This window comes from Mucilaginibacter pedocola (assembly GCF_002013915.1).
GTDB lineage: Bacteria > Bacteroidota > Bacteroidia > Sphingobacteriales > Sphingobacteriaceae > Mucilaginibacter > Mucilaginibacter pedocola.
Genome location: NZ_MBTF01000001.1, coordinates 571,408 through 596,500 on the forward strand (window position 1 = coordinate 571,408; position 25,093 = coordinate 596,500).

General features: G+C 45.3%; 27 protein-coding genes and 1 riboswitch. Of the genes, 25 read left to right on the forward strand and 2 right to left on the reverse strand.

All coding sequences use genetic code 11. From position 1 onward, the window contains the following. Positions 1-17: 17 nt before the first annotated feature. Positions 18-3,065 (forward strand): lantibiotic dehydratase, encoded by a 3,048-nt coding sequence (locus BC343_RS02435; RefSeq protein WP_078346119.1) that lies wholly within the window; start codon positions 18-20, stop codon positions 3,063-3,065. On the opposite strand, the gene BC343_RS02440 is transcribed toward BC343_RS02435, so the two are convergent. Both BC343_RS02440 and BC343_RS02445 read right to left on the reverse strand, forming a co-directional pair. Further along, entirely contained in the window at positions 3,062-3,784 is a 723-nt protein-coding gene (locus BC343_RS02440) for a LytR/AlgR family response regulator transcription factor (protein WP_078346120.1), read from the reverse strand. The two genes, BC343_RS02435 and BC343_RS02440, sit on opposite strands and share 4 nt — an antisense overlap. Next, complete coding sequence (locus BC343_RS02445) at positions 3,778-4,866, reverse strand: sensor histidine kinase (protein ID WP_078346121.1); 1,089 nt, start codon at positions 4,864-4,866, stop codon at positions 3,778-3,780. Before BC343_RS02445 ends, BC343_RS02440 begins: the two co-directional genes overlap by 7 nt. A gap of 101 nt (positions 4,867-4,967) precedes the next feature. Here BC343_RS02445 and BC343_RS30680 point away from each other — a divergent pair, with 101 nt between their 5' ends. The 24 genes from BC343_RS30680 to BC343_RS02555 all read left to right on the forward strand — a co-directional run bounded on the left by BC343_RS30680 (position 4,968) and on the right by BC343_RS02555 (position 25,085). Beyond that, positions 4,968-5,159, forward strand: a complete 192-nt coding sequence (locus tag BC343_RS30680) for a hypothetical protein (RefSeq protein ID WP_143822038.1) — start codon at positions 4,968-4,970, stop codon at positions 5,157-5,159. 16 nt (positions 5,160-5,175) lie between these two features. After that, positions 5,176-6,294: a hypothetical protein gene (locus BC343_RS02450; RefSeq protein ID WP_078346122.1), complete on the forward strand. Its 1,119-nt coding sequence runs from the start codon at positions 5,176-5,178 to the stop codon at positions 6,292-6,294. A 4-nt stretch (positions 6,295-6,298) separates the two neighbouring features. Beyond that, positions 6,299-7,165, forward strand: coding sequence for an RteC domain-containing protein (locus tag BC343_RS02455; protein WP_078346123.1), 867 nt, complete (start codon positions 6,299-6,301; stop codon positions 7,163-7,165). 79 nt (positions 7,166-7,244) lie between these two features. Further along, on the forward strand, positions 7,245-7,850 hold the full coding sequence (locus BC343_RS02460; protein WP_078346124.1) for a hypothetical protein: 606 nt from the start codon (positions 7,245-7,247) through the stop codon (positions 7,848-7,850). 85 nt (positions 7,851-7,935) lie between these two features. After that, a complete protein-coding gene (locus BC343_RS02465) occupies positions 7,936-8,226 on the forward strand; it encodes a DUF4134 domain-containing protein (protein WP_143822055.1) in 291 nt (96 codons plus the stop codon). A gap of 11 nt (positions 8,227-8,237) precedes the next feature. Next, a complete protein-coding gene (locus BC343_RS02470) occupies positions 8,238-8,552 on the forward strand; it encodes a DUF4133 domain-containing protein (protein WP_078346126.1) in 315 nt (104 codons plus the stop codon). A gap of 2 nt (positions 8,553-8,554) precedes the next feature. Further along, positions 8,555-11,044, forward strand: a complete 2,490-nt coding sequence (locus BC343_RS02475) for a TraG family conjugative transposon ATPase (RefSeq protein WP_078346485.1) — start codon at positions 8,555-8,557, stop codon at positions 11,042-11,044. Between the two features lie 16 nt (positions 11,045-11,060). Continuing rightward, positions 11,061-11,435: a hypothetical protein gene (locus BC343_RS02480; protein WP_078346127.1), complete on the forward strand. Its 375-nt coding sequence runs from the start codon at positions 11,061-11,063 to the stop codon at positions 11,433-11,435. Positions 11,436-11,492: 57 nt separating this feature from the next. Continuing rightward, a complete protein-coding gene (locus BC343_RS02485; protein WP_078346128.1) occupies positions 11,493-12,176 on the forward strand; it encodes a conjugal transfer protein TraI in 684 nt (227 codons plus the stop codon). Positions 12,177-12,180: 4 nt separating this feature from the next. Beyond that, complete coding sequence (locus BC343_RS02490; protein WP_162276808.1) at positions 12,181-12,858, forward strand: hypothetical protein; 678 nt, start codon at positions 12,181-12,183, stop codon at positions 12,856-12,858. Positions 12,859-12,868: 10 nt separating this feature from the next. Next, on the forward strand, positions 12,869-13,516 hold the full coding sequence (locus tag BC343_RS02495) for a hypothetical protein (protein ID WP_078346130.1): 648 nt from the start codon (positions 12,869-12,871) through the stop codon (positions 13,514-13,516). 11 nt (positions 13,517-13,527) lie between these two features. Further along, positions 13,528-14,739, forward strand: a complete 1,212-nt coding sequence (gene traJ / locus BC343_RS02500) for a conjugative transposon protein TraJ (protein WP_078346131.1) — start codon at positions 13,528-13,530, stop codon at positions 14,737-14,739. Positions 14,740-14,757: 18 nt separating this feature from the next. Further along, positions 14,758-15,375, forward strand: coding sequence for a conjugative transposon protein TraK (gene traK / locus BC343_RS02505; protein WP_078346132.1), 618 nt, complete (start codon positions 14,758-14,760; stop codon positions 15,373-15,375). Positions 15,376-15,377: 2 nt separating this feature from the next. Further along, positions 15,378-15,719, forward strand: coding sequence for a hypothetical protein (locus BC343_RS02510; RefSeq protein ID WP_078346133.1), 342 nt, complete (start codon positions 15,378-15,380; stop codon positions 15,717-15,719). Positions 15,720-15,725: 6 nt separating this feature from the next. After that, on the forward strand, positions 15,726-16,856 hold the full coding sequence (traM, locus tag BC343_RS02515; protein ID WP_078346134.1) for a conjugative transposon protein TraM: 1,131 nt from the start codon (positions 15,726-15,728) through the stop codon (positions 16,854-16,856). A gap of 111 nt (positions 16,857-16,967) precedes the next feature. Then, positions 16,968-17,738 (forward strand): hypothetical protein, encoded by a 771-nt coding sequence (locus tag BC343_RS02520; RefSeq protein ID WP_143822039.1) that lies wholly within the window; start codon positions 16,968-16,970, stop codon positions 17,736-17,738. Between the two features lie 865 nt (positions 17,739-18,603). Then, positions 18,604-19,212, forward strand: coding sequence for a hypothetical protein (locus BC343_RS02525; protein WP_078346136.1), 609 nt, complete (start codon positions 18,604-18,606; stop codon positions 19,210-19,212). Between the two features lie 194 nt (positions 19,213-19,406). Further along, positions 19,407-19,580 (forward strand): hypothetical protein, encoded by a 174-nt coding sequence (locus BC343_RS31295; RefSeq protein ID WP_202909712.1) that lies wholly within the window; start codon positions 19,407-19,409, stop codon positions 19,578-19,580. Positions 19,581-19,584: 4 nt separating this feature from the next. Next, a complete protein-coding gene (locus BC343_RS02530) occupies positions 19,585-20,652 on the forward strand; it encodes a DUF932 domain-containing protein (RefSeq protein ID WP_078346137.1) in 1,068 nt (355 codons plus the stop codon). A gap of 313 nt (positions 20,653-20,965) precedes the next feature. Then, positions 20,966-21,031: riboswitch (Fluoride riboswitch) on the forward strand. Between the two features lie 177 nt (positions 21,032-21,208). Next, positions 21,209-22,486 (forward strand): phosphopyruvate hydratase, encoded by a 1,278-nt coding sequence (gene eno, locus BC343_RS02535; RefSeq protein ID WP_078346138.1) that lies wholly within the window; start codon positions 21,209-21,211, stop codon positions 22,484-22,486. Next, complete coding sequence (locus BC343_RS02540) at positions 22,483-23,895, forward strand: voltage-gated chloride channel family protein (RefSeq protein WP_238381686.1); 1,413 nt, start codon at positions 22,483-22,485, stop codon at positions 23,893-23,895. The genes eno and BC343_RS02540 overlap by 4 nt, the downstream gene beginning before the upstream one ends. Continuing rightward, positions 23,888-24,253, forward strand: a complete 366-nt coding sequence (locus tag BC343_RS02545) for a DUF190 domain-containing protein (protein ID WP_078346139.1) — start codon at positions 23,888-23,890, stop codon at positions 24,251-24,253. Before BC343_RS02540 ends, BC343_RS02545 begins: the two co-directional genes overlap by 8 nt. A gap of 5 nt (positions 24,254-24,258) precedes the next feature. Then, positions 24,259-24,633, forward strand: coding sequence for a fluoride efflux transporter CrcB (gene crcB / locus BC343_RS02550; RefSeq protein WP_078346140.1), 375 nt, complete (start codon positions 24,259-24,261; stop codon positions 24,631-24,633). A gap of 11 nt (positions 24,634-24,644) precedes the next feature. Then, positions 24,645-25,085, forward strand: coding sequence for a universal stress protein (locus BC343_RS02555; protein ID WP_078346141.1), 441 nt, complete (start codon positions 24,645-24,647; stop codon positions 25,083-25,085). Positions 25,086-25,093 lie beyond the last annotated feature (8 nt).

The window sequence follows — 25,093 nt, forward strand, 5'->3', positions numbered from 1 at the left end:
AAGAAACAAAGTAGACGATGTATCAATACAATGTTTATCCAAAAATATTCATCAGAACCCCAACTCATGATTACAAAGGGTATAAACTGTCAACGGATATATCTCGGAAGCACGATTCTCATTTGCTAGTAGCATTCGCATTGGCAAATCCAATATTTTTTACTTTACGAAGTGACCAGCCAATCGATACAACATCTCCAAAAGAATTACTGAGTTATAATAAATATATCAATAGGTTAACCTTTAGGCCAACACCGTTTGGGGCTTTCGCATCCTTCTCAGTGGGTTCATGGGGTAAAGATAAGTCGATCGAATTAGTAAGCTTAGAACAAGCGCAACTGCATCTGAATTTAGACCAGCAGGTCGCTTTACAACTGGGCGCGAAGTTGCTACAGGAGCGATCAGTCGACGATCAGCGATTCAGTGTGAATCCGACCTTGTACAGGATGGGCAAGGAATACCGGTTTCTGACCACCAGACAGGTTTTCGGCAGTAGTAAGTTACTCTTTGAGCTGGACTCTTTCCAAGTAGATAAGCTGGTCGATCGGGTTGTTGAACTTTGTGTTCAAATTAGTCCTAAAGGTTCCGCGATCATCAAGCTGATCACCGACACGATCCAGTGTGATCTGGTTATGGCACAAGAGTATTTGAGCTTCTTGACCAATGCACAGATCTTGGTCAACTTAGATCGGCCTTATCTGGTCGGTCCGGATCATCTGACCACACTACTCGATAACAATACAATTCCCGGATCGCCTTTGAGGTCCAATTTAAAGGATCTGATAGATAGAATGAAGGATCTGACCATTGTTGATTTTAATCGCTTGCAGGATCTGAATCAGGAACTTCAAAAATTACGGGATAGCGAGATCTCCTATAAAAATTATTTTTATGCAGGTTTGGAGCGGCGGGTGATCAGCGGCAGCCTTGATCACCGATACCAGGACCAGATCAAAGCTTCTCTGGACGCGCTTCGTGTATTGAGTATCCCTTCAAGCCCGGAAAGACTGAACGATTTTATTCGGCAGTTCGAGGCCCGTTATGAGCGCCGCAAGGTGCCGTTACTGACCGCCCTTGACCCGGAGTCCGGGATCAATTATACCGATTCGGGTATACAACTGACCGGAGATGAACTGCTCAATGAGATCGTTTTCGAAAGTTCTGCAACCGGTCTGGTCACCCTCCAGTGGACGGCGGTACACCGGCTGTTGCTTCGAAAGTGGAATGCTTTGACGGACGGTGATCGTATCATCCGCATCACACCCGATGATATCACGGAACTGAATGAAGGACTCAGTGACACACTCCCTACACCCACCTCAATGTCGGTGATGTTCAGGATTTTAGATGACTACCTCTATATTGAAAGTGCCGGCGGCATTTCAGCCACCGCACTGATCGGACGCTTTACCCTATGGAACCCGGAGGTGCATCAGATTGCTCAGGAGATAGCTGCCCTTGAGCAGAAGTCGAACCCGGAGATGATCTTTGCGGAGTTAGGACAATTGTCAGATACGCATGCCGATAACATCAACCGTCGCCTGCCGGTCTATCCGTACGAGATACTTATCAATGCTGCTTCGGTTCTACCACAGGAGAATCAACTGCCGCTTTCTGACCTTTTGCTTTCGGTCGTGAATGGCCGCTTGGTTCTGGAATCCAGAAGCCTGGGCCGGCAGATCATACCGCGATTATCTTCCGCTTACAACTATAACCGCAATGAGTTCGCACCGTTTCAATTGCTCTGCGACCTACAGTATCAAGGCCTTCATAGTAACTTTGATCTGGACATGGCGCGATACTTTCCGGGGATGGGTCATTATCCACGGGTAATATTCGGCGATACTATATTTTATCCGGCCACCTGGACACTATCCACTGATGATATCCGGCAACTCACCACCGGCCAGGAAGATGCGACATTGCTATTGTTCGATCGATATCGCCAGGAACGGCATTGGCCCGCCGTGATCTCGTTAAGGCGGCATGACCAGTATCTGGTCTTTCATCTGGACAGAAGCAAGGAGGTTCTATTCTTACGGGAGTGTTTAAAAGGTTCCGCATCGGCGGTCATACAAGAGTTCTTTCTTCCGGTAAAACCGGTCGTAACAGCAGATGGTAAAGGTCTGGTAGATCAGTTCGTCACTTTCTTATACCGTTCTGACCAAATTTATCATCCGGTTCGAACGCCTTCGGAAGCCAGCAAACCAACTGTGGTTCGTAACTATTTACCGGGAAGTAAGTGGTTGTATCTGAAACTCTATTGTCAGCCGTCCTTAGCTAATGATCTACTCGCCCAAAAGATATCACCTCTATTGAAGAAGGTCCATGCGGGTCGACCGACCAACTGGTTCTTTGTACGGTACCGGGATAGCCAGTATCATATCCGTCTCCGCATCAAAGTTGACGAAGGTGACCTGGGTCGGGTATTGACCCTCTTCCAAAAAGCTCTTGCCGGAGACGTAGGACAACACCTGATACGCGAATACCAGGCAGATACCTATAGACGGGAACTGGAGCGGTATGGTGCCGATATGATAAATGAGGTCGAAGTTTTTTCCGGCTTGAGCAGTGCGCTGATCTTAAAGTACATTCACCAGTTGCAACAGAAACGCACGGAGGCCAGTTATCACAGCTTAGCTTTCTCCAGCGTGGAGAACTTGCTTGGAATATTTCTCCCCGACCTGAAAGACAGGGTCGGCTTTTGTGAAAAGATGTCGTTGGCCTTTCAGTCGGAATTCTCTGGTCAGAGATCACTGCGTGTAGACCTGGACCGCAAATACCGGGAACTGAGAACGGAGATAACGCAGGTCTTGTCGTCGCCTGATCACTACGCGAAACTTGGATTGCTTCAAGAACAACAAGAGCTGACAGATGGTGCACGTCGGTTCAGCAAAAAGATCAGACGCTTTGGACACGAACGTCGGATAGGCCTGATCGCTGACCTTGTACATATGCACCTGAACCGTTTATTTGTGGATGATCAGCGGCGTCAGGAATTGGTGGTCTATCATTGCTTATACAAACATTCGCTTTCCAGGTTAGCAAGGGGCCGTTCCGCTTAGTACTTACGTCTGGAGATGAGCAGATCGCCTTTGATCTTCTTCAGATAAGCATCTTTATAGTATCGGCCGATGTTCAGGGAATGATCATTGACCAAAATCACACGGCCTGGCTCTACGGCCTTGACGAATTCGTTATTTACGATAAAAGATTGATGGATCCTGGCAAATTGTGTTGAGGGTAAGTATTCCTCGATCTCATTGATCGTCAGGTAAGGCATCATGTTCCCCGTGGTCATGTGTATCTTGATGTAGTTCTGGGCACCTTCCACATAGATGATATTCTTGATCGCGACTTTGACCATCTTTCCCCGCACATCTGACTTTACGAAAAAGAACTCTCGCTGCTGCGAGGTGATCTTTTTTTCTTGTTCCCGTTGGATCCGGCTTATTGATTGCCGGAAACGCGCATAGCTGATCGGTTTCGGCAGGAAATCGAATGCCTCTTTCTCGAACGCCTCCACGGCGAATTCACGGAAGGAAGTAGTAAAGATCACCGTGGTATAAGGCTTTACCAAACCGGCCACTTCCATCCCCGAAAGTTCAGGCATCTCAACGTCCAGGAAGGTCACGTCCGGCGGGTGCACGCCGGTAATGTCGTTCAGCGCGGTCAGCGGATTCGTCGCATACCCTGCCAGTTCCAGCCCCGGCGTTTGCGCAATGTAACTGATCAATATTTCAACAGAGTGGTATTCATCATCAATGATATAGCATCTTAGCATAAGTGTACGGTCAAGTGTAATTCATAAGTATCTTCTCGGTTATTTATGGTTAGTTGGTATTGGTCGGGATAATAATGATCAAGCCGCTTGATGACATTGTCAATGCCCAGCGACCGCAGGCGCTTGACCGCACTTTGCTGACGTTTGATATTCCAGGTCCGGAAATGCAGCGTATGATCAGCGTCTATGGAAAGGTGGATCGTGGCGGGATGTTGCTGGTCTTTCAGGTAAGCATGCTTGAATACGTTCTCGGTCAGCGTAAGCAGGATGAGCGGGATCAGGCGGTTACGGTGAAGGTCACCATCGGTGGTGAACCGCAGGTTCAGCGTGTGGTCATACCGTACCTGGTTGAGTTCGATAAAATTGACGATCTGTTCTGCTTCATGGCTGACCAGGATCTTACCGTCCTTATCCTGATCTTCCAGTGCAAAGCGAAGTATCTCCGCCAGGAGTACGATACACTCCGACGCCTCTCTGGCGGTCTTGTAATAAGTGTTATGTATGAAGTTCAAGGTGTTGAAAAGGAAGTGCGGGTTGATCTGTAATCGTAAATGTGCGTTCTGTGCTTCGATGAGATCGCGTTCGAGTTCTGCTTTGTCTTTGAGCACTTTGAGTTTTTCGGTCTCGCTGATATGAGCGATCCGGATAAATCGGATCATCCTGCGGATCGCCCAATACAATGTGGCTATTCCCGAGATATAAATTCCCCTGAAAGTATTATAGACCAGAAAACGCTTGATGGCCAAGTACGAACTCCGGTCAGTGATGGATGGTTCCGAAAGCCATCGGTCAAGCTGATTCTTGATCAGCAGGTAGATCAGAAGTTCCGCCAGGATCAGCATAGGTAACAACAGATAAGGCCTCCTGCTAGCTATGCCCGTTGGCATGATCAATAGCGCATGGACATAGAATAAAGTGATATTCAAAGCATAGTAAACGACCAGCTCTTTCAATGCCAGTTGCGTTTGGGTAGACAAACTGATGAAACCTATTTCATAAGCGATAAACAGCAACCAGCCTCCCATGTGTATGAACAACAGAGAGGACCTATCCTGATCCGATTTAGGTAAGTTGAACATCATAAGCGGTTGTGTTTACCGGTGATCCCGTCGTTCGTGTAACAGATTCTCTATACCTTCTTTGTACTGGTAATTTAAGCTAAAAGTTAGCTAAATATTAAATTATGAACAAGTTATCAGCGAAATTCTTAAAAAAGAGAACACAAAAGGTCTATCGGTATGGCCATGCGGCCGGTCATGGTCAGGCACCATCTACTTTTGAGACCGATCCGACCAATACGACTATCACGGTACTAACCACCGTCAGCGGCAGCACTCATTTTCATTTACCGGGATCACTTCAAAAGAACAGGTAGAATAGCAGCTAAGATCATGATCATTAACGATGAACTCAAAGCGTTGCGCCTCTTGATAGCGGAGTCTCCCGCAGGCCCGGATCTTTTAAGAAAGATCTCTGAAGAGGTGGAGCGGATCAAAAGGGCCTGGCTTTCCCGCCTGGGTGACCAGGCGAAAGACCACATCATCAAGCGCTACACCGCTTATCAGCAGCGTTTGCTCCTGGAACTTTCAGACGGTCTCTATCGAACCTTCGATACGGCGAACCGACAGGAGCCCGAAGATGAGCTTGCTGTGCTGGACGTGTTGTTAGCGTTGGGACAGTATCAGATCCATCATTTTTCCAGGTACATGGATGAACAGGGAAAGATCCCGGATGCCATGACCGGTAAGATCCGCGCTAAACTCTCAGATGATGCTGACCGGCTGAGCGCGGCCTTGCAGCAGGTCGAATTGGAACCGGGACTTAAGACCGTTTTGCTTGACTTTCTTGGGACGATGGTCAGTTCTTCTCTTTCCAAAAAAATGATCTATGGACAGATGGAATACCTGTATCAATGGTTCGAAATGATGGAGGTCACGATCAGCTTTAACGACGATCGGGATCTGACCTACAGCGTTATTGAAGCGCTGTTCCAGTTGAATTTTAATTACGGCGGATTCTGTTATTGGTATGAACAGCGCATCGTGCAAAACACCGCACATACAGATCCGATAGGAAGACATGCGGCATTGCAGCAACAATCATTGATTATTCATTCTTTGCCGGTACGCAGGGATGTGCGCTACGATAATTCGCTGGCCTCGGTCGATGAACTGATCGGCGTCTGGCTGGAACAGTTCATGCGTACGGATACCGTCTCAAAGAATGATGATGAGTCGGACCGGTATGTCAAGACCGAACTTAAACTTACGGTTGCGCAACTGGCGCTATTGCTTCGGTTACTCTACGAGGAAGATGTTTTTGCCGTCAAGAATATCGCATCCCTCTTGAGGTTCTTTACCCGGCATTTCCGCAGCAAGTACCAGGAAAGGATCTCATATGGTAGTATGAATAAATTGTATTATGCAACTGACCAGTTCACGGCTGCGGCCATCAAAGATCTGCTGCAGCGAATGATCGACCGCCTCAATAAGATGTTTTTCCCAACCTAGGATCATGAAAATATTTGCTGAACGCCTATTCGGTGCCCTGGACAGGGAGCTGAATGAAGTGCCCCTGAACGTCCATACCACAGAAGAACAATATCGCGCGTCGATAATGTTATGTAAAAAGGCAATGGCTAAATTGAAAAATTATATTTCCAGCTACGCTTTTGAGGACAAAACAGAGGAAATGAACTTTTTCAAAGTGATCAAACCTCAGTTTTACAGCAAATACATCTTTTTTATAAACGTCTATAATTTCATCATGCAGAAACCGCTTGGCGGCGATGAGATCGTCAAAGATTATATCACCTACGAGCTGGCCGACCTCAAACGCTTCTTTGACCATAACCAGGCTTTTTATCAATATTACCGATCAGGATCGTCGCAAATGGACGAGATCTACTTTACACGTGGGGGCTTTGACGTACAAGCAGAACTCGAAGATTTTGAAGAAGATGAAATGTACTCCACCAGCCACGATTATAAACTTTCCAAGATCATTGCTAACGAAAAATATCAGGATTATTTAAATCTTGAATTGCAAAGGATCATCCTCCATGACGAGCAACCCCAGGAGCCGGCTTTCGAATCCCAATTGACCTGGACAGCCAACAAAACTGATCTGGTAGAATTGATCTACGCTTTGGTAGCGTTGGGGGTATTCAACAATGGTAATGCAGAGATCAAAACCGCAGTAAGTTTTTTCCAGGCCGCATTCCACGTTGACCTCGGTGCTTACTACCATAAATACACGGATATTACCCGCCGCAAAAAGGAACTTACCTCCTTTTTGGATAAATTAAAACTGGCGTTACTCCGGCGGATCGATGAGAAAATGGACGAAGATTTCTCTCTCCAACAAAAGATAAGGTTCTAAACCTACCCAATCATTTCTTGTGATTTAGGTATAAAACGCCAGTTTTAAAGAAAAAAAACACCTACCTCATGTACGAGGGGTGAAAAAGAAATTCAGGGTACTTCAACCTTTGCTTAAGAGATCGCCGCATGGTGCGGCGATCATTAAAACAAAGCTTATGTTGTCTTCAATATCCTGGCAGCAATTCCTCGCTGCCCTTGTCATCATTACCCTCGTTTACTATTTCTATATCGGATTACGGTACTATCAAAAAGACCTTCGGGCCATCGCCAACCGAAAGAAGGTCTCCGGGCTTAACCAAAGCGGAACCGATGGAACATCTTATCAGGTCATGGGAGTCGCTAAGCAGGAACATGGTGTATCTGTTTCCGATGCTGATCACTTGCATTTCGCTATCGATGACGAACCGGAAACGGAGGCCATTGCAAATGACGTTCACCCGGTCGTGAACACAACTGATCGAGGGCCGACAGAGGCATTACTAAATGATGTATCCCAATTGGTAAATGCTTTTAAGGAGGTTGACGACAAGGCTGAATTCCTTTCGCTGCTTCGTATCCAATATGATTCCTATCAAGCAGATGGTGATGCGATCGACTGGCCTGCTGTCAAGCAGCAAACGTTACAGCTATCCGATGAAAAGCTTCCTTTTTCAGTCTCCGAGGTAGACGTGCAACTCAGTTAGTAAAGGATCTCATTATAAACACTTTAAAAATTAAGTCATGAAAAATCAACAAGTAAAAATCGCTACGGATTGGAAATCAGTATCAATGCGCATGATCATGCTTTTTAGCGCATTGTTTCTAGGCTTGCCGCTCTATGCTCAGGATGGAAATGCGGGTATTCAGGAAGCTACTACACAGGTCAAAAGCTACTTCGAGACGGGAACCAGCTTGATGTATGCGATCGGCGCTATCGTAGGACTGGTAGGTGCGATCAAAGTTTACAAAAAATGGAACGATGGTGAACATGACACCGGTAAAGTAGCTTCCAGTTGGTTCGGCAGCTGTATCTTCTTGGTGGTCGTAGCCACGGTTTTAAAATCATTTTTTGGCGTTTAAAACTATCGGCCATGGCAATCTATCAGATCAATAAAGGCATTAATAAGCCGATTGAATTTAAGGGTTTGAAAGCGCAGTATATCGGCTATCTGGCCGGTGGCCTGGTCATCTTACTGGTTGTCTTCGCCGCCATGTACATTATGGGCGTACCAGTCAGTATTTGTCTGATTATTACTGCGGTTTTAGGTAGTCTGCTCTTTTATCAGGTATTTAAACTAAGCCATAAATATGGTGAATACGGCCTGATGAAAATTGCGGCTAAACGCTACCTGCCAAACCACCTTAAATTCAGTTCCCGGAAAATTTTCTTACGGTTAAAACGATGATCATGATCTCACACAGCAAAGCGGAACAAGTTTTCCCCATTTATAAGATCGAGCACAACTGTTTGATCTCAGCGCAGGGCGATATGACGCTTGGTTTCAAAGTGAAGCTCCCCGAGATCTTCACCTTGTCGAACGATGAATACCATGCTTTCCACGAGGTATGGATCAAAGCGCTCAGGCTCCTGCCAAAGAACAGTATTTTCCATAAGCAGGATTGGTTCATAGGCGACCGCTATCAGGCGGCATTTGCAAAGGATGGTAAAACGGTGTCAGATACATTCCTTTCCCATTCCAGCGAAGGCTACTTTAATGAGCGGGCCTATCTGCATCACCATTGCCATATCTACCTGACGAAAAAGCCGGATAAGTTTAAACACTATACCAGTGCGGTCAGTACCTTAATGCGTAAACGCATCGTACCGGTACAAACTACCTGTGATGAGCTGTTTTATGACTTTCAGGATAGTGCCGGGCAATTTTTAAAGGTGTTGGAAGATAGCGGGTTGATCTCACTGACCCGTTTAAATGATGACCAGTTAGCAGGTACGGCGAAACAAACAGGTTCTTTAGAACAATATTGCTTCCTGTTGAACGAACATCAGCCTCCGGTTTTGAAAGACCTGCATATCCAGGACGAGATCCGTATTGGTGATGACCACTGCCAGCTTTATACGCTGAGTGATGCCGAAGACCTCCCGCCTTTATGCGGGCCGAGGATCACTTACGATAAATACAGTACTGATAAAACAAAATTCAGTACCGGATTCGCCACACCGATCGGTGGGTTGCTGAACTGCAACCATTTGTATAACCAGTACATCTTTATCGAAGACAGCCAGCAAACTTTGAAAAAACTGGAGGCTAAAAAATTGCGCCTACAATCGCTATCCGCCTACTCGCGGGAAAATGCGATCGGCCGGGATGCCACGCATGACTTTTTGAATGAAGCCATCAGCCAGCAGCGTTTACCGGTAAAAGCTCATTTTAATATCCTGGCCTGGACAGATGACCCTGCCGATCTAAAGAACCTGAAAAACAAGGTCAGTTCATCCTTAGCGCAAATGGATGCACAGCCCAAACAGGAAACAGACGGTGCTGCACAGATCTGGTGGGCCGGGTTGCCGGGCAATGAAGCAACTTTCCCTATGAATGATTCCTTTGATACATTCGTCGAACAAGCCTCTTGTTTTCTTAATCTGGAAACGAACTACCGCTCAAGTTTAAGTCCTTGTGGATTGCGGTTAGGTGATCGACTTTCAGGTAATCCGGTTCATGTGGACATCAGCGATGACCCGATGAGCAAAGGGATCACCACAAATCGTAATAAGTTTATTTTAGGTCCGTCGGGCAGCGGCAAGTCATTTTTTACCAATCACTTGTTGCGTAGTTACTTTGAGCAGGGCGCGCACATCGTTTTAGTGGATGTGGGTCATAGCTATCAGGGTTTATGTGAGTTCGTTGGCGGATACTATTTTACTTACACAGAACAGAATCCGATCAGCTTCAACCCCTTCTATATTCCGGAAGGCGATTACCTGGATACCGAAAAAAAGGAAAGCATCAAAGCGATGATCCTTGCCCTCTGGAAAAAAGAGGACGAAGGTGTGCAGCGTTCAGAATATGTAGCTATCTCTGATGCTTTGTATCACTATTACGAAAAGTTAAAGGAGCAGCCTGATACATTCCCATGTTTCGACACTTTCTACGAGTTTTTGGCGGGTGATTTCTACGAGACGATGAAGCGATCCAAAGTAAAAGACCATCGTTTTGATATCGATAACCTGCTCTTTGTGCTGAAACCGTTTTTCAAAGGTGGCGAATACGCTTACCTGCTGAATGCGAAGGAGAATTTAAACCTCCTGCAAAAACGTTTTATTGTTTTTGAACTGGATAACATCAAAGACCATCCCATCTTATTTCCGGTCGTAACGCTCATCATCATGGAAACGTTCGTCTCTAAAATGCGAAAGCTTGATAAAGCCACCAGGAAGATGATCCTGATCGAAGAAGCCTGGAAAGCCATCGCGCGCGAAGGAATGGCCGAGTATATCAAGTATCTATTCAAAACAGTACGGAAATATTTTGGGGAGGCGCTGGTGGTCACGCAAGACATCGAAGATATCATTAGCTCTCCCGTGGTAAAGCAAGCGATCATAAACAACAGTGACTGTAAGATCCTACTTGACCAGCGTAAATACCAAAATGACTTTCCCAAAATACAACAGCTCTTAGGTATAACGGACAAGGAAACCGCGCTGATCATGAGTATGAACAGGAACAATGATGAGAACTTAAAATACAAGGAGGTTTTTATCAGTCTGAATGGCCAGCTTTCTAAAGTTTACCGAACTGAGGTGAGCCGGGAAGAATATTGGACCTATACCACCGAATCTTCGGAAAAAGCAAAAGTACACGCCTACGCGAAAAAATATGGAAGTATAAAGCGCGGTATTGCGGCTATCGTACGGGAAGAATTAGAACAGGCAGCATAAATAAAAAATTCTTGATATGAAAATAGCATCGATCGTAGCCATGTTTCTTGCTTTTTTACTCAGCCATTGCAGCAATACAAATCATACAGGAGGGGTTAGTGGAACTTACGTAAATCAATCGGAAAATGAATACACCAAAAGCTTTGACAATTTAGTTGTTACGCCTTTCGGATCCAATAGCACAACCTTCATTGTACTATCCAAAACGGGATATCAAAAAATAATAAACGGCGTGATACAACCCAAACTGTATAAACAGCACGTGTGGAGAACCCAATGGGATGCGCCGGCTAAAATTCTTTCTGAAGGAGAATTAGGACGAAAGTTCTATTACAATTCAGATAAAAATTCATTAACGATCCAGGGTTACGAATATTTTAAAATTAAGTGATCACGATATAAGCATTAAACATTTCATCGGCACTTATGCCGGAAGATTGGAGGTATTATGAGATACAGGAAAATGATCATTGCATTTTTTTTGATCGCCGGGTTTTTAACAACAACGGCTTATGAAACTAAAGCACAATTTGTCGTGACCGAGGTGATCAAGATAACGGTCACAAAGGTTATTAAAGCGATCGATCTGAAAGTTCAGCGAATGCAGAATAAAACCATTTGGCTGCAAAATGCCCAAAAGGTGATCGAGAACCAGCTTTCCAAATTGAAGCTTACTGAAATTTCGGGTTGGACGGATCAGCAGAAAAAGCTTTACAGTGAGTATTACACCGAACTCTGGAAGATCAAATCGACCATTGCTTACTACCAGCGGATCAAGGACGTAACACTCAAACAGGCCTCATTGGTCCGGCAGTACCACCGCGCCTGGACCTTGTTGAAACAGGATAAGCATTTTAGGCCGGAAGAATTGAGTTACATGGAAAATGTGTACAGTGGGATCCTGAAAGCCAGTATGCAAAACCTCGATCAGATCTTAATGGTCATCAATGGCTTTAAAACGCAGATGACAGATGAGCAACGCCTCGAACTGATCGAACAGGCCAGTGACCAGCTGGACGGCAACTATAATGATCTAAAGCAATTCAATAACCAAAACATTAGTATCAGCTTACAACGCGGTCGCGACTTAGCAGATACTAGATCGATCAAACAATGGTATGGGATCAATTAAAAAAATGAAGCATAAGGCCGATCAGATCAGCCTTAAGAGCAAGGTTTTGCTAACCTATACATTACTCACTTCAGCAGCAGCCTTGCTGTCCGCTCATGCGGATGCGCAAACATTTGCCGAATGGTTCTCGCAAAAGAAGACCCAGAAAAAATATCTTTTGGAACAGATCGCTGCATTACATATGTATTCCAGTTATGTCAAACAGGGTTACAACATTGCGCACAACGGCTTAGGCACGATCACCGGTGCGTTGGAACAAGAATTTGGGCTGCACAACGAGTATTACCTCAGGCGCAGTACCGTTAACCCCGTGGTCAAAAATAGCCCGCAAGTGAATCAGATCGTGACCTGGCAGAGTGAGATGTTAAGCAGGTTTGCCCGGATAGATCAAAACGGTGGGCTTACACTCGAACAAAAGGTTTACCTCGAAAAGGTCAAAAAGGCACTGTTAGCTGATTGTGAACACCAGCTAACCTTATTGCATGACCTGCTCAAAGATGGGAAACTGCAAATGAATGATGAGGAACGGATCAGCAGGCTTAACCAAGTCCATGCCGCCATGCAGGATAACTACCGTTTCACTTTCAGTTTTATTGGCCAATTACAAAGATACAGCCTCCAACACCAACAGGCTGATCGGGATAATAAAACGATCAAGGTACTTTATAGCGATCATTATTAAACTGAGCATTATGAAAAAGCACATCATCAAATTAGCCACCACGGTTTTGCTGTTTATTTCGATCAGCTTTTCGAGAACGGCCAATGCGCAGGGTCAGGAAATGCAGCAGTTATTACTGAATATAGAAAAGCTGACCCAGCTTAAAAGTATTCTAGCCGACATGAAGACCGGTTACCAGATCTATGAGCAGGGCTATGGTACAGTATCTTCTTTAGCTAAAGGCAACTTTAGCCTGCACAGCGTCTACCTGAACGGACTTTTAGAGGTCAGTCCGGTGGTCCGGAACTATGGACGGGTGGCGGAAATAATAAGCCAGCAAGCCAGTTTACTCCATGAATATAAGAGCGCCTTTGCCAAATTCAAGAGAAGCGGGAGTTTCAATGCAAAAGAACTGGACTACATGAGCAGCGTTTATTCTCATTTGGTCAAACAAAGCCTTAATGATCTAAGTGATCTGGCCAACGTCCTCACGGCGACCAAGCTGCGGATGAGCGATGATGAACGGATCAAAGCCATTGATCGGATATATACCGGCAGTAATGATAAACTGCAATTCATTCGCCATTTCAACTGCCAAGGCACCCTGCTCAGTTTACAACGGACCAAAGAAATGGGCCAGGTCAAAATGTTGAAACAACTTTACGGGATAAACAACTAATCTAAGTCTATATGAAAAAGAAACATTGGATAGCCGCGATGATCGCGGTTACGGCTATTGCTTTGCCCGGACTTTCCCAAGCCGAGGGTTTGGCGGGCGACATACAGGGTCTACAAGGCACGCTTAACGAGGTTTATAACGACATGCTGCCGATGTGCAGCCAACTGGTCGGTGTCGGAAGGGCTATCGCCGGATTTGGTGCCTTAGGTTATATAGGCAGTCGTGTATGGCGGCAGATCGCCAGTGCAGAGCCTGTTGACTTTTACCCGCTTTTAAGGCCTTTCGGTTTGGGTTTAGCCATTTTATTATTTCCGACAGTGATCGCGGTGGTGAACGGCATCATGCAACCCACCGTAAATGCCACCGGCAATATGGTCAAAAATTCGGATGCGGCCATTGCAGCACTGTTGAAAGCCAAGCAGGATGCGGTGGAAAAGACGGATACCTGGCAAATGTATGTAGGAACTGATGGAGATGGTGATCGGGATAAGTGGTATAAGTACACACATCCCGATGATAAGACCGGAGACGGCGAAGGCATGCTCTCTAGCATTGGTAATGATGTAAAATTTGCAATGGCGAAGGCGTCCTATAATTTTCGCAATACCGTCAAGCAATGGTTGAGCGAAGTTTTGCAGGTGCTCTTTGAAGCAGCAGCACTTTGTATCAATACCATCCGAACGTTTTACCTGATCATTCTGGCCATTTTAGGCCCGATCGTTTTTGGCCTCGCTGTCTTTGATGGATTTCAGCATACATTAACGGTTTGGCTGGCCAAATACATTAACGTCTTCTTATGGTTACCGGTGTCCAATATCTTCGGGGCTATCATCGGCAAAGTACAGGAAAATATGCTTAGACTGGATATTTCGCAGGTACAAACTGCGGGTGATACCTTCTTCAGTTCGACCGACACGGCTTACCTCATCTTCCTGATCATCGGTATCATCGGCTATTTCACAGTACCCAGCGTAGCCAACTACATTGTGAATGCGGGTGGCGGCAATGGCTTACTGCAAAAGGTCAATTCGATGGTCAGCATGGCATCCCATACTTCTGTGCAGGCTGGATCAGCTATAGGTAACCGGATGGCAAACGGAGCTATCAATCTGATCAATGCTCCGGGAAACTTTGCAGAGGGTTATTATAGTGCTGGTCAAAATGGCTCACCGAAAGCGAATGACATCCAGTCGCAGCGCATCACTGGTAGACAGGACTCATAAATTCAAATATCAAAGATCATGTTCACACATCTTAAAAACATCGAAACGGCTTTTAAGCATGTCAAAATGTTTACCTACCTGCTGATCGCAGCCTGTATGGTGATCTCTTGTTTTGCCGTGTACAAAAGCTACCAGGCCGCCGATATGGCTGGCCGGCATATCTACATTCTCGCCAACGGGAAAGCGCTGGAAGCGTTTGCTGCGGACAGGAAAGACAATATTCCGGTAGAGGCCAAAGATCACATCAGCATGTTCCATCATTACTTTTTTACGCTCGACCCGGATGAAAAAGTGATCAACGCCAACATCAGTAAAGCGCTCTACCTGGCTGACGAAAGTGCAAAGAACCAGTATAATGACCTGAAAGAAAAAAGCTATTACAATAATCTGATCTCTGGTAATATCTCTCAGCAGGTCATTGTCGACAGTGTTCGCCTGGACATTAACCAGTACCCTTACTATTTCAAATGTTATGCGACCCAAAAACTGATCCGGTCCACGTCTACTGTGAACCGCAGCCTGATCACTCAAGGGTATTTGAGGAACGTTACCCGTTCCGATAACAACCCGCACGGGTTCCTGATCCAGCACTGGGAAACGATAGCGAACAAGGACACGACCATTCAACGACCATAGCCATGAAGTTCTTTAAAGATAAACATACGTGTGTTTCCGAAAACCAGGCATCAGACCGGGCGGCAATGGCTATTGCTCATGGCATCCTTTGTTTGCAAAAGCGTTTGGCAACGGCGGTCAACCTATGGTTCAATGGATTCTCCCACAGGCAGCAAAAATGCATTCTAGGCTTGATCGGAGTGGCCTTAGCGACCTGGTTATTGACCACCATTAACGGACCGTTCAATGCTTTTTCGAAACAAAGTAAAGTACCGTATAGTGCGGTTCACATCGGGCAGCCCTCAGATCTGCCTAAACCGAAACACGGCCAAAAACAATTCACAGATTCGTTAACGATCAAATAAAAGATCATGGAAACAACAGTAAAAAGCGGCCAGCTGCCGCAACATAACCCCGATTTCTTAAAAGAACGGAAGTTCATGGTAATGATACCGGTACTCATTATTCCCTTTCTCCTGATGGCATTCTGGGCTTTAGGTGGTGGCCGTCACCATGATGATCCCAACGCAAATAAATCGGCGAACGGATTGAATACCACCTTACCGCAGGCGCAGTTCAAAGACGAGAAAGAAAAAGATAAAATGGGTATTTATCAAAACGCTAAAAAGGATTCCGTGGGTTTAAATGCCGATGGCGTAAGTCCTGCGTTCACTCAGGCTTTAGGGTTTGATGGCACCGATCCTGCCTCAAAAGATCCATCCTTGAAACTCAATGGCAATGTGTCAACGGATGGGTCTGCCAACAGTGCCGAAGCCAATGAAGTGCAGATCAGGGCAAAACTTGCACAGATCAACAGGCAGATCGATCAGCCGGAACCGGCACGATATGCGGGCGGCAGTTCCCTGGCTCAGGAGAATAATTCAGATGTCAAACGGCTGTCCAGGATGATGAAAAGTATGAACAGTGCGGGCGCGGAAGCTGATCCCGATATGAAACAGCTGAGCAAGATGCTGACGCAGATCCAAAATATTCAAAATCCTGAACGCGCTACGGAAAAGAAAAGCGCGATCAAATTGGAAAAACCATTTAAAGCCATTGCAGCTACTATCGATGGCAAACAAAAGGTGCGTGACGGCGGCGCGGTCCGGTTGAAACTGACTGATAGCGTTACGCTGAAAGGTCAGCATTTTCCAATAGGACAAGAAGTTTATGGGACCGGCCAGGTCACCAATCAGAGACTGGTGGTTCGCATCAGTAATATTCGTATCGATCAGCAGATCGTACCGGTAGACCTGATCGTTTACAGCCTGGACGGCATGCCTGGCATACCCGCACCTGAAGCAGAATTAGGTGCAGAGGTCGGCTCCAATGCCAATACGGCGTTACAGAACATGCAGATCCTAAGCATGGATCAATCCATAGCTTCGCAGGCCGCCGCCGGTGGGATCAATGCTGCCAAAGGCTTGTTCAGCAAAAAGATTAGGAAGATCAAGGTAAAACTGGATGACCGGTTTCCGGTCCTGCTCAAGATCAATAAGTAAATACCCTGCTTCGCTTAGTTGACAGTAGGGGATCATACCATAGCGCTTATTTTCAACCACCTTCATCGCATAGGATAAATGTTCGATTACTTAACATTAAACTCATTAAAGATGAACACACAAAATGCTGATTTTTTAAAGAAAAGCTTGCTGAACCTGGGGTTTGGCGAAAGCCTGAACGCGGAGCTGGACAAACAGATCGCCGCAAGGTCCCCGGAATTCAATTTGCAGACCCGGCATGAATTCAACCAAAAGGCTATTGACTACACGCTGCACTTTAAAGCCGGGAATGAGCAGGATATGTATTTTTTTAACAGATACGATGCCAAGATCCCGCATGAGAATGACCCAGCCAAAGATCTGAAACAGAGTTTCTTCATTAATAAAGGCAGCGGTATAACCGCGAAAGAAGCTTTTAACTTGATGGAGGGTCGTGCAGTTCACAAACAGCTTTATAATCTGGAAGGTCAGAAGTATCAGGCTTGGATCACGCTGGACAAAGATAATCTGACCGATAAGGGCAACATGAAACTCAAACACTACCATGAGAATTATGGCTATGATCTGAAGAAGGTGATCTCTGGTGTGGGCATCAAGGAAATGGATAACGTGCAAGGCCAGGAAAATTTGTTGCGCTCCTTAAAGAAAGGGAACGCACAGCAAGTGACGGTCACCCAGGATGGGAACGATACCAAATATTACATCGCAGCCAATCCGCAGTTCAAAACCATAGATTTTTACGATAGTAACTTGAAGAAGATCAAACGGGAGGCTTTGCTGGAACCTGAAATAAAGACGAATGATCGGCTAAAAATTTCGGAGCAGCATAAGGAGGATGTGCTTGAAAAAAAGCCGCGCAAAAATGCGAAGTTGAAAGTTTAAATCCTTACCATTGCAGTTCAACGAGGGAAACTTTCCCTCAATTGTGATAAGGTTTAGGTTGAATGCCTTCTACAGCGAGTGTGGAAGGCATTTATTTTTTCAGGACGCTTTGGCTGATCAGAACGTCATTCCCTTCCTCTGTATAAATACTTGTAATATAACGGTCGCTCTCTACTTACAAATTTTCAGATAGACCTTCCTGCCTGCCATGGTCAGGCATCTTTGGATCTTAGTAACAGGTACTGTAGTTTGTTGCTATCCTGATCCTCTTTGTCAAAGCTTGTCTAATAAAATCTTATTCGCACCCGAACCATTTCTGGTGACCTGTGGGCTGAATGATATTGCACTTTGTTCTATTTGCGATATGAGGCGTTCATCGCTTTCCTATACCTCTCCGCTATTAGACATCACTTAAAATATATTCGAGAACTTTATTTCCGCCTTTGAATTTTCGCTGCGCTGCAAACCCATCGGCTCTCATCATGAATTCTTCAATGTCCGATCAATAGCATCGCTCAGGACATCACTGGTTTACCCGCTGCATTGCATTTCGCAGGGAAAAGCTACGCTCGCCTTCGCTTTGCACTTGATCAACAAAGTAAGGCAAGGACCTTAGATACTATTTTCCAACGAAAACGGACAAAAGCGGCGTCAAGCTCGGTCAGCCGTCACGTACGAACGCATAATGTCCTCCGCTTTGCTGCGACCACCCTCCGGGACTTATAGTTCTCCCGCTCTGGCTCACGACCGCTTTTTTGACTTTCTTTTTTACCGTTTTTTCTTTTGGAAAATAGCTTTTAAGGGAAGTCTTCGGGAAAAGAGGGAAACGAAAAACAAATTTTTTAACCCTTTAAAATTCATTCAGATGAAAACAGCAGAAAAAAATGCGAACGATGTACAAGGTACAGCAGCAAAAGCGAATAGAACCGCGAACCGCCCCAGTTTAACAGGCAAAGAAGCTAAACAAGATGGAAACCGAGCCGATGAAAAACCAGCCCAAACTCCGCAGGCTGCGGAAGTTGCGCCTGTCGAGGTTAAGACCGATAGCACCGCTACAGTGGATGACCAACCCGCTCACCCTGCGAGCATACCAGCCACCGAAGAAGTGAGAACCGAAGCACAGTCCGAACCCGCTAAAACGGAAGAAGTAAAATTTGAGCCTAAAAAATTTGCGCTGAACTTAGAGCAAACCCTCAGATCAGTGAACGATCTGCACCGCTTGTCTATCCAGCGGTTAGCCCTGATCGCTCGTATCCAAACTTTAGAGGATTTCGAGGTCAAGCTGCAGGAAGAGAACGACGAGCTCGAAAGTAACCCTTACCAAGGCTGCAAATTGATCATTCAGGATGATAAACGCCGTGAATTCGTGACCAATACCCCGAATTTGATCCGCATGGTATCGCAGTTCATATTTGATGCTTGCCACGAAAAACTGGCCGACATCGAGGCCAACATCGTTTTTCCGAACGCCTGAACAGGTATTGCTCCCGGCATTTAGCCGGGGGCTTTTTGAAATTTTATAAAACACATTTCCTATGTACGAGCAATTTATAGCACTGACCAACCAATTCTTTTGGGAAGGTTACGTCGAACAGTTGGCGAAGGATAACCCCGGAAAATTTCAAAGGGAACTAAGCGATTTTTTGAACACCTATCAATGTTAAGGCAATGGACGACATGATCTTTTTACTGGTGAAGGTGAGCATTAAGACCACACACCCTATCATACACGATGCTATTGCAGAACTACAAAATAGTGACATAAAAATTACCAGCACTGAAAATGTACAGGTGCTGCGTACCGAGATCATTCCACTGAATACGAGAACTTCTAAAAATTAACTCAATGGCACATCAACTCAATTTCGATCAGAGAACAGGTAAACACAGCTTTATGAGCGTGAAGGAAAAGGCCTGGCACGGTTTAGGGCACATCATTGACCGTTACCCGACCAGCAGCGAAGCGATACAACATGCAGGTTTGGACTACATTGTAGAGAAACGCCCCTTGTTCACTTATGATACGGCAAACCATTTAAGCGAGGGTAGCGATGATGTCTTCATACCTGAAATATCAGTACCTAATTTTTTTGCAACCGTCAGAGCAGATACCGAGCAGATTTTAGGGGTGGTCGGCAATGATTACGAAGTGGTGCAGAACCGTGATGCATTTTCGTTCTTTGATGCGATCGTCGGTGGTGGTGATGGTATCTTGTATGAGACCGCAGGCGCATTGGGCAACGGTGAACGGGTTTTTATCACCGCTAAGTTACCCGATTATATCAGAGTTGGTGTCAAGGACTGGATAGAGCAATATTTGTTTTTGACCACATCCCATGACGGTTTAGGTAGTATAACCGCAGCATTCACACCTATAAGAATTTGCTGCAACAATACGCTCAATGCTGCCATGCGTGATCATTCAGGCGCTATCAAAATACGACATACCGCCTCTGCAGTCGAACGGCTGAAACAAGCACACACTTTAATGGGTATCAGCAGGGTTTTAAGCCATGAAATGGAAGGCTTGTTTAACCAGTGGTCAAAGGTGCGTATCACTGATGTAGAAGTGAAGAGATTGATACAGATCGCCATGGCACCTAACAAAGAAGTATTAGACCATTTATCCAGAGGAAAATTTGACCAGCTATCTACGCACTACACTAATATGGTAGACAGCGTTTATGAATACGCTTTAGCGAGTCCAACGCAGCAAATGGATACAACGGCCGGAACGGTGTTTGGTGCGTACAACGCAGTTACAGGTTTTTTTCAAAATGTACGAACTTTCAAAAGTGAGGAAGCAAAATTTAGATCTATCATGGGTGGTGTATCAAAGCAAAGAGCGCAAACCGCATTTGATTTGTGCAAAGATTTTGCAGCGAACGGAGCAGATGCATTGATATTTAAGTAAAAGGTCAAGGGGGATCATTCCCCCTTTTTTCGAAAATTGCCGGACGGCGGGCTATCGCCCGCCCATTTTAGGACGCCCCCTGTTTTCGTATTGTCGATGTTATGCGTTGAAAACAGGGGGCGCTAGATTTGGAAATTCATGCATATATCCCCTAATGAACAACTGTTCAGACCTTACCAGATCAATTTCCAAACTGAATACAAAACTGTGTCCGATTTGAAATCGCCCAATTACCGGGAGCTAAATAACGCTTTACTACAACATGCGATAGCATAAATATTTTTTAAAAACAAATCGCTGTTTATTTGTTTATGATTTAAACGGAAATGGTGTCTTCCGTTCAAAATAACCGCCTCGTGCTGATGACGCCTACAATTATAGCATAGATAAAACCTTGCAGGTCTTGTCGTGAACATTATTGTAGGTGAATGATCAGCGGTACACTAATCCCTTTTCTATTCCGTCTCGCATTTAGTCAGGTCACCTCCCTGCTCATTGTTCCGGCATCAGTTCATGGTTTTATCCATACGATTTAAACTTTTAAAAACAACATAAAATGAAAATCAAGAACATTATGGCCAGGGAAGTTTTGGACTCAAGAGGCAACCCGACCGTTGAAGCCGAGATCACTCTAGAAGATGGATCCACAGCAAGAGGGATCTCACCATCGGGTGCCAGCACTGGTGAGAAAGAAGCGGTGGAACTACGCGATGGCGACCAAAGCCGTTATCAGGGCAAGGGCGTTGAAAAAGCAGTGGCTGGAATCAATCAGGAAGTTAAGCGCACGGTTATCGGCTCTGCATTTGCGGATCAGGTAGCCTTTGACCAAGTGCTGATCGACTTGGACGGAACACCCAATAAGGCTCGGTTAGGCGCTAACGCCATTCTGGCCGCTTCGATCGCCTTTGCGCGGGTGAACGCTGTGTCCAAAAAGATCCCGCTTTACCGTCAGCTTATCGAACGCGATACGTATGTGATGCCGGTCCCGTGCATGAATGTGATTAACGGTGGACGTCATGCAGACAATAACTTGGATTTTCAGGAATTCATGATCGCTCCGCACAACGCGCCGTCCTTTAAGGAAAGCATCCGTATGGGCGAAGAAGTATTCCATAGCTTGCGCGGCTTGCTTAAAAGCAAAGGTTATTATACCGGTGTAGGCGATGAAGGCGGCTTCGCTCCAAATTTAAAATCTAACGAAGAGGCAATGGAGGTGATACTGGAAGCTATTCAAAAAGCGGGGTACAAACCGGGTGCGGATATCTCCATCTGCCTTGACCCCGCCACCAGCGAAATGTGGCAAGACGGTAAATACCTGTTTTATAAAAGCGATCAGCGCCAGCTTAGTACCGAAGAGTTGATTACGTTGTGGGATAAATGGATCAAACAGTATCCGATAGTATTATTAGAAGATGGATTGGGCGAGAATGACTGGAAAGGCTGGAAACAAATGACAGCCGCTTTGGGCAATAAAGTTGAACTGGTTGGTGACGATATTTTCTGCACTAATCCTGCTATCATTGCCGAAGGAATCAGGGAAGGTATTGGTAACAGTGTATTGATCAAATTAAATCAGATTGGCACCATTACGGAAACATTGGAGGCTGTGAAACTGGCCCAAGCTAATAATTACAACTGCTTTATCTCTCATAGGAGCGGTGAAACTGAAGACACTACCATCGCCGACTTGGTTGTTGCTACTAACGCCGGGCACATCAAAACCGGCAGCGGATGCCGATCCGAACGCATTTCCAAATTCAATCAGTTACTACGTATAGAAGAAGAATTAGGCGCTAAAGCGTCGTTTGCTGGCATAAAAACCTTTAAAATATGATCGGGAAAATGGATGACAATGCGATAAACCTGAAGGAACATTACGCCATCTTAAAACACCTGTTTAAATGGACGGTTTTGGTAATTCCTATAGCGCTGGTGATCGGCAGTATGATCGCTTTCTTTTTATGGATTTTGGGCGCCGCTATTCATTTCCGCTTCGCGCATTTCTGGCTGCTTTTTCTGCTGCCATTAGCGGGTGTACTTATTCATTTTATATATCAATCAGTTGGCAAATCTTCCGAAAAGGGAAATAATTTGATTATGGAGCAGATCCACGAAGCTGGTGGCGGTGTGCCTAAACGCATGGCTCCTATCATTTTGATTACAACGGTAATAACTCATTTATTCGGCGGCTCTGCCGGCCGTGAAGGCACGGCAGTGCAAATTGGCGGTAGTATCGCTTCTATGTTTGGTAACTGGTTCAGATTGAAAGGCCCGGATATGCGCATGGTATTAACCGCTGGCGTAGCCGCAGGTTTTGGGGCTGTCTTCGGCACTCCGGTTACCGGTGCAATATTCGCGATGGAAGTACTCACTATCGGGAAGATACAATATGACGCCTTAATTCCCGCTTTGATCGCCGCAGTTATCGGCGACATGACGGTGTCTGCCTGGCATATTACACATGTGCATTATCATATCGACACCTTACCGGCCTATGCGCCGCTTATGGTGTCCGATCTATTTCATTTTGATCTGTTATTGTTATTAAAGGTTATTGTAGCATCGGCAGCGTTCGGGTTAGCCAGTTATCTTTTTGCCGGTATGGTGCATGAGATCAAAACGATATGCGGTAAGCTTTTTAAGCATAAATGGATGATCCCGGTTTTTGGAGGCCTGCTCATTATCGGGTTTTATTTTATTAACGGCAAGCCCGATTATTTAAGTTTAGGTGTTGATGCGGAGCATGCAGGGGCAGTAACTATACCCTCAGCTTTTCACGCTGGCGGATCAGATACCTGGAGTTGGCTCTGGAAAACCATCTACACCACGGTAACATTAGGCACCGGGTTTAAGGGCGGCGAGGTAACACCATTGTTTTATATCGGCGCAACGCTGGGCAATACACTCTCTGTAATGATGAATGCCCCTGTAAGCCTTTTTGCCGCGTTGGGATTTACTGCAGTATTTGCCGGTGCTACAAATACACCTCTTGCCTGTACGTTTATGGGCATCGAGCTTTTTGGCGGCGAACATGCGCTATTATTTGCCGTGGCTTGTTTTACCGCTTATTTCTTTAGTGGGCATTCCGGCATATATAGTTCGCAACGGATTGCAGTCCCAAAGATATTTGAAGACGAGTATGCGGATGAGGCTACACTTTCAGAATCTATGAAGCGAAGAGGATATTTACATCAAAAGTTAAGTAAATACCACATCTCTTTAAAAAGTAAAAATCATGAATAAGGCAAGCATTGTTGAACAGACTTATGGCAAACTGCAGATATACGTGCAGCCAAAAGAAAAAGTACAGCCAATGGGATTTATGCACAGATTGCGATCCAGGCAATTGTACCGCGAACTGGTAAAATATGCAAAGGATGACCAATTAATGAATGCATCCGTTTACCAAACCCATCATGGATATTCCATGCATGGTAAGATAAGCAGTCATCATGTGGAACTGGCAAATGAGGAAGTGACTATGTGCGTGGAAATGATAGATGAAAAAGAAAAACTGGAGGAATTTTGCATTAAACATGCAGATCTTTTAAAAGGAAAAATGATCGTTTTCAAACCAGTGGAATTTTGGCAAATTAAGTAACGTAGATGAGGGCAGCACTATTAGTATTTTTAGGAGGGGGCTTTGGCAGTTTAGGGCGCTACTTTGTTAATCGTTGGATAGTCGGGCTGATTACCTCTGCCTTTCCCTACGGAACTTTCCTCGTCAATGTCACGGGTTGTTTCTTAATTGGTTTCTTTGTTTTTGCAGCTGATAAGGGAGATGTCAATTCGCAATACTGGCGGTTGTTCCTGGTTACAGGGTTATGTGGCGGCTATACAACATTTTCGTCTTTCTCTTTCGAAAATGTTCAATTAGTGAGTAATCATCAGTTGTTTATCATGCTCGTTTACACTATGGGTAGCATTCTGCTTGGCTTTGTTGCTACTTACATAGGAATATTATTGGCACGAAATATTTAAAATATCAGATAATGAATTATCATAGAATCTTGATCGTAACAGAAGATAACCCCTCAGCGCTGAAGGCTGCGCGGTGTGGTTATGAATTAGCTATGCAATTAAAGGCAAAGGTTGCTTTAGTTGGCGTGGTAGAACAAGGCCTTTTGGAAGGTGATGTTGATGCCGGGATATTTCCCGCGCAAGGAGCCCAATCTTTAAAAAAGGACATGGAAGTGTTTTTGGAGAAAATTGAAAAAGACTACAGCCAGGGTACAGATACCGAGCGTTTCGCACCGGCGGGCGAAATACAAGCCACCATTCTTCAATTGGCCAAAGAATGGGAAGCTGATCTGATTGTGGCAGGAACACATGGCCGCAAAGGACTAAACCGGCTGTTAATGGGGAGTATGGCTGAGGGTATCCTACGCGAATCCACCATCCCGGTATTTATTGTGCCTATGGATAAGGCTTGATGCATTTT

Coding starts and splice junctions, on each gene's coding strand:
- BC343_RS02435 (WP_078346119.1), top strand. CDS start 18: ATGTATCAATACAATGTTTATCCAAAAATATTCATCAGAACCCCAACT.
- BC343_RS02440 (WP_078346120.1), bottom strand. CDS start 3,784: ATGCTAAGATGCTATATCATTGATGATGAATACCACTCTGTTGAAATA.
- BC343_RS02445 (WP_078346121.1), bottom strand. CDS start 4,866: ATGATGTTCAACTTACCTAAATCGGATCAGGATAGGTCCTCTCTGTTG.
- BC343_RS30680 (WP_143822038.1), top strand. CDS start 4,968: ATGAACAAGTTATCAGCGAAATTCTTAAAAAAGAGAACACAAAAGGTC.
- BC343_RS02450 (WP_078346122.1), top strand. CDS start 5,176: ATGATCATTAACGATGAACTCAAAGCGTTGCGCCTCTTGATAGCGGAG.
- BC343_RS02455 (WP_078346123.1), top strand. CDS start 6,299: ATGAAAATATTTGCTGAACGCCTATTCGGTGCCCTGGACAGGGAGCTG.
- BC343_RS02465 (WP_143822055.1), top strand. CDS start 7,936: ATGCGCATGATCATGCTTTTTAGCGCATTGTTTCTAGGCTTGCCGCTC.
- BC343_RS02470 (WP_078346126.1), top strand. CDS start 8,238: ATGGCAATCTATCAGATCAATAAAGGCATTAATAAGCCGATTGAATTT.
- BC343_RS02475 (WP_078346485.1), top strand. CDS start 8,555: ATGATCTCACACAGCAAAGCGGAACAAGTTTTCCCCATTTATAAGATC.
- BC343_RS02480 (WP_078346127.1), top strand. CDS start 11,061: ATGAAAATAGCATCGATCGTAGCCATGTTTCTTGCTTTTTTACTCAGC.
- BC343_RS02485 (WP_078346128.1), top strand. CDS start 11,493: ATGAGATACAGGAAAATGATCATTGCATTTTTTTTGATCGCCGGGTTT.
- BC343_RS02490 (WP_162276808.1), top strand. CDS start 12,181: ATGAAGCATAAGGCCGATCAGATCAGCCTTAAGAGCAAGGTTTTGCTA.
- BC343_RS02495 (WP_078346130.1), top strand. CDS start 12,869: ATGAAAAAGCACATCATCAAATTAGCCACCACGGTTTTGCTGTTTATT.
- traJ (WP_078346131.1), top strand. CDS start 13,528: ATGAAAAAGAAACATTGGATAGCCGCGATGATCGCGGTTACGGCTATT.
- traK (WP_078346132.1), top strand. CDS start 14,758: ATGTTCACACATCTTAAAAACATCGAAACGGCTTTTAAGCATGTCAAA.
- BC343_RS02510 (WP_078346133.1), top strand. CDS start 15,378: ATGAAGTTCTTTAAAGATAAACATACGTGTGTTTCCGAAAACCAGGCA.
- traM (WP_078346134.1), top strand. CDS start 15,726: ATGGAAACAACAGTAAAAAGCGGCCAGCTGCCGCAACATAACCCCGAT.
- BC343_RS02520 (WP_143822039.1), top strand. CDS start 16,968: ATGAACACACAAAATGCTGATTTTTTAAAGAAAAGCTTGCTGAACCTG.
- BC343_RS02525 (WP_078346136.1), top strand. CDS start 18,604: ATGAAAACAGCAGAAAAAAATGCGAACGATGTACAAGGTACAGCAGCA.
- BC343_RS31295 (WP_202909712.1), top strand. CDS start 19,407: ATGGACGACATGATCTTTTTACTGGTGAAGGTGAGCATTAAGACCACA.
- BC343_RS02530 (WP_078346137.1), top strand. CDS start 19,585: ATGGCACATCAACTCAATTTCGATCAGAGAACAGGTAAACACAGCTTT.
- eno (WP_078346138.1), top strand. CDS start 21,209: ATGAAAATCAAGAACATTATGGCCAGGGAAGTTTTGGACTCAAGAGGC.
- BC343_RS02540 (WP_238381686.1), top strand. CDS start 22,483: ATGATCGGGAAAATGGATGACAATGCGATAAACCTGAAGGAACATTAC.
- BC343_RS02545 (WP_078346139.1), top strand. CDS start 23,888: ATGAATAAGGCAAGCATTGTTGAACAGACTTATGGCAAACTGCAGATA.
- crcB (WP_078346140.1), top strand. CDS start 24,259: ATGAGGGCAGCACTATTAGTATTTTTAGGAGGGGGCTTTGGCAGTTTA.
- BC343_RS02555 (WP_078346141.1), top strand. CDS start 24,645: ATGAATTATCATAGAATCTTGATCGTAACAGAAGATAACCCCTCAGCG.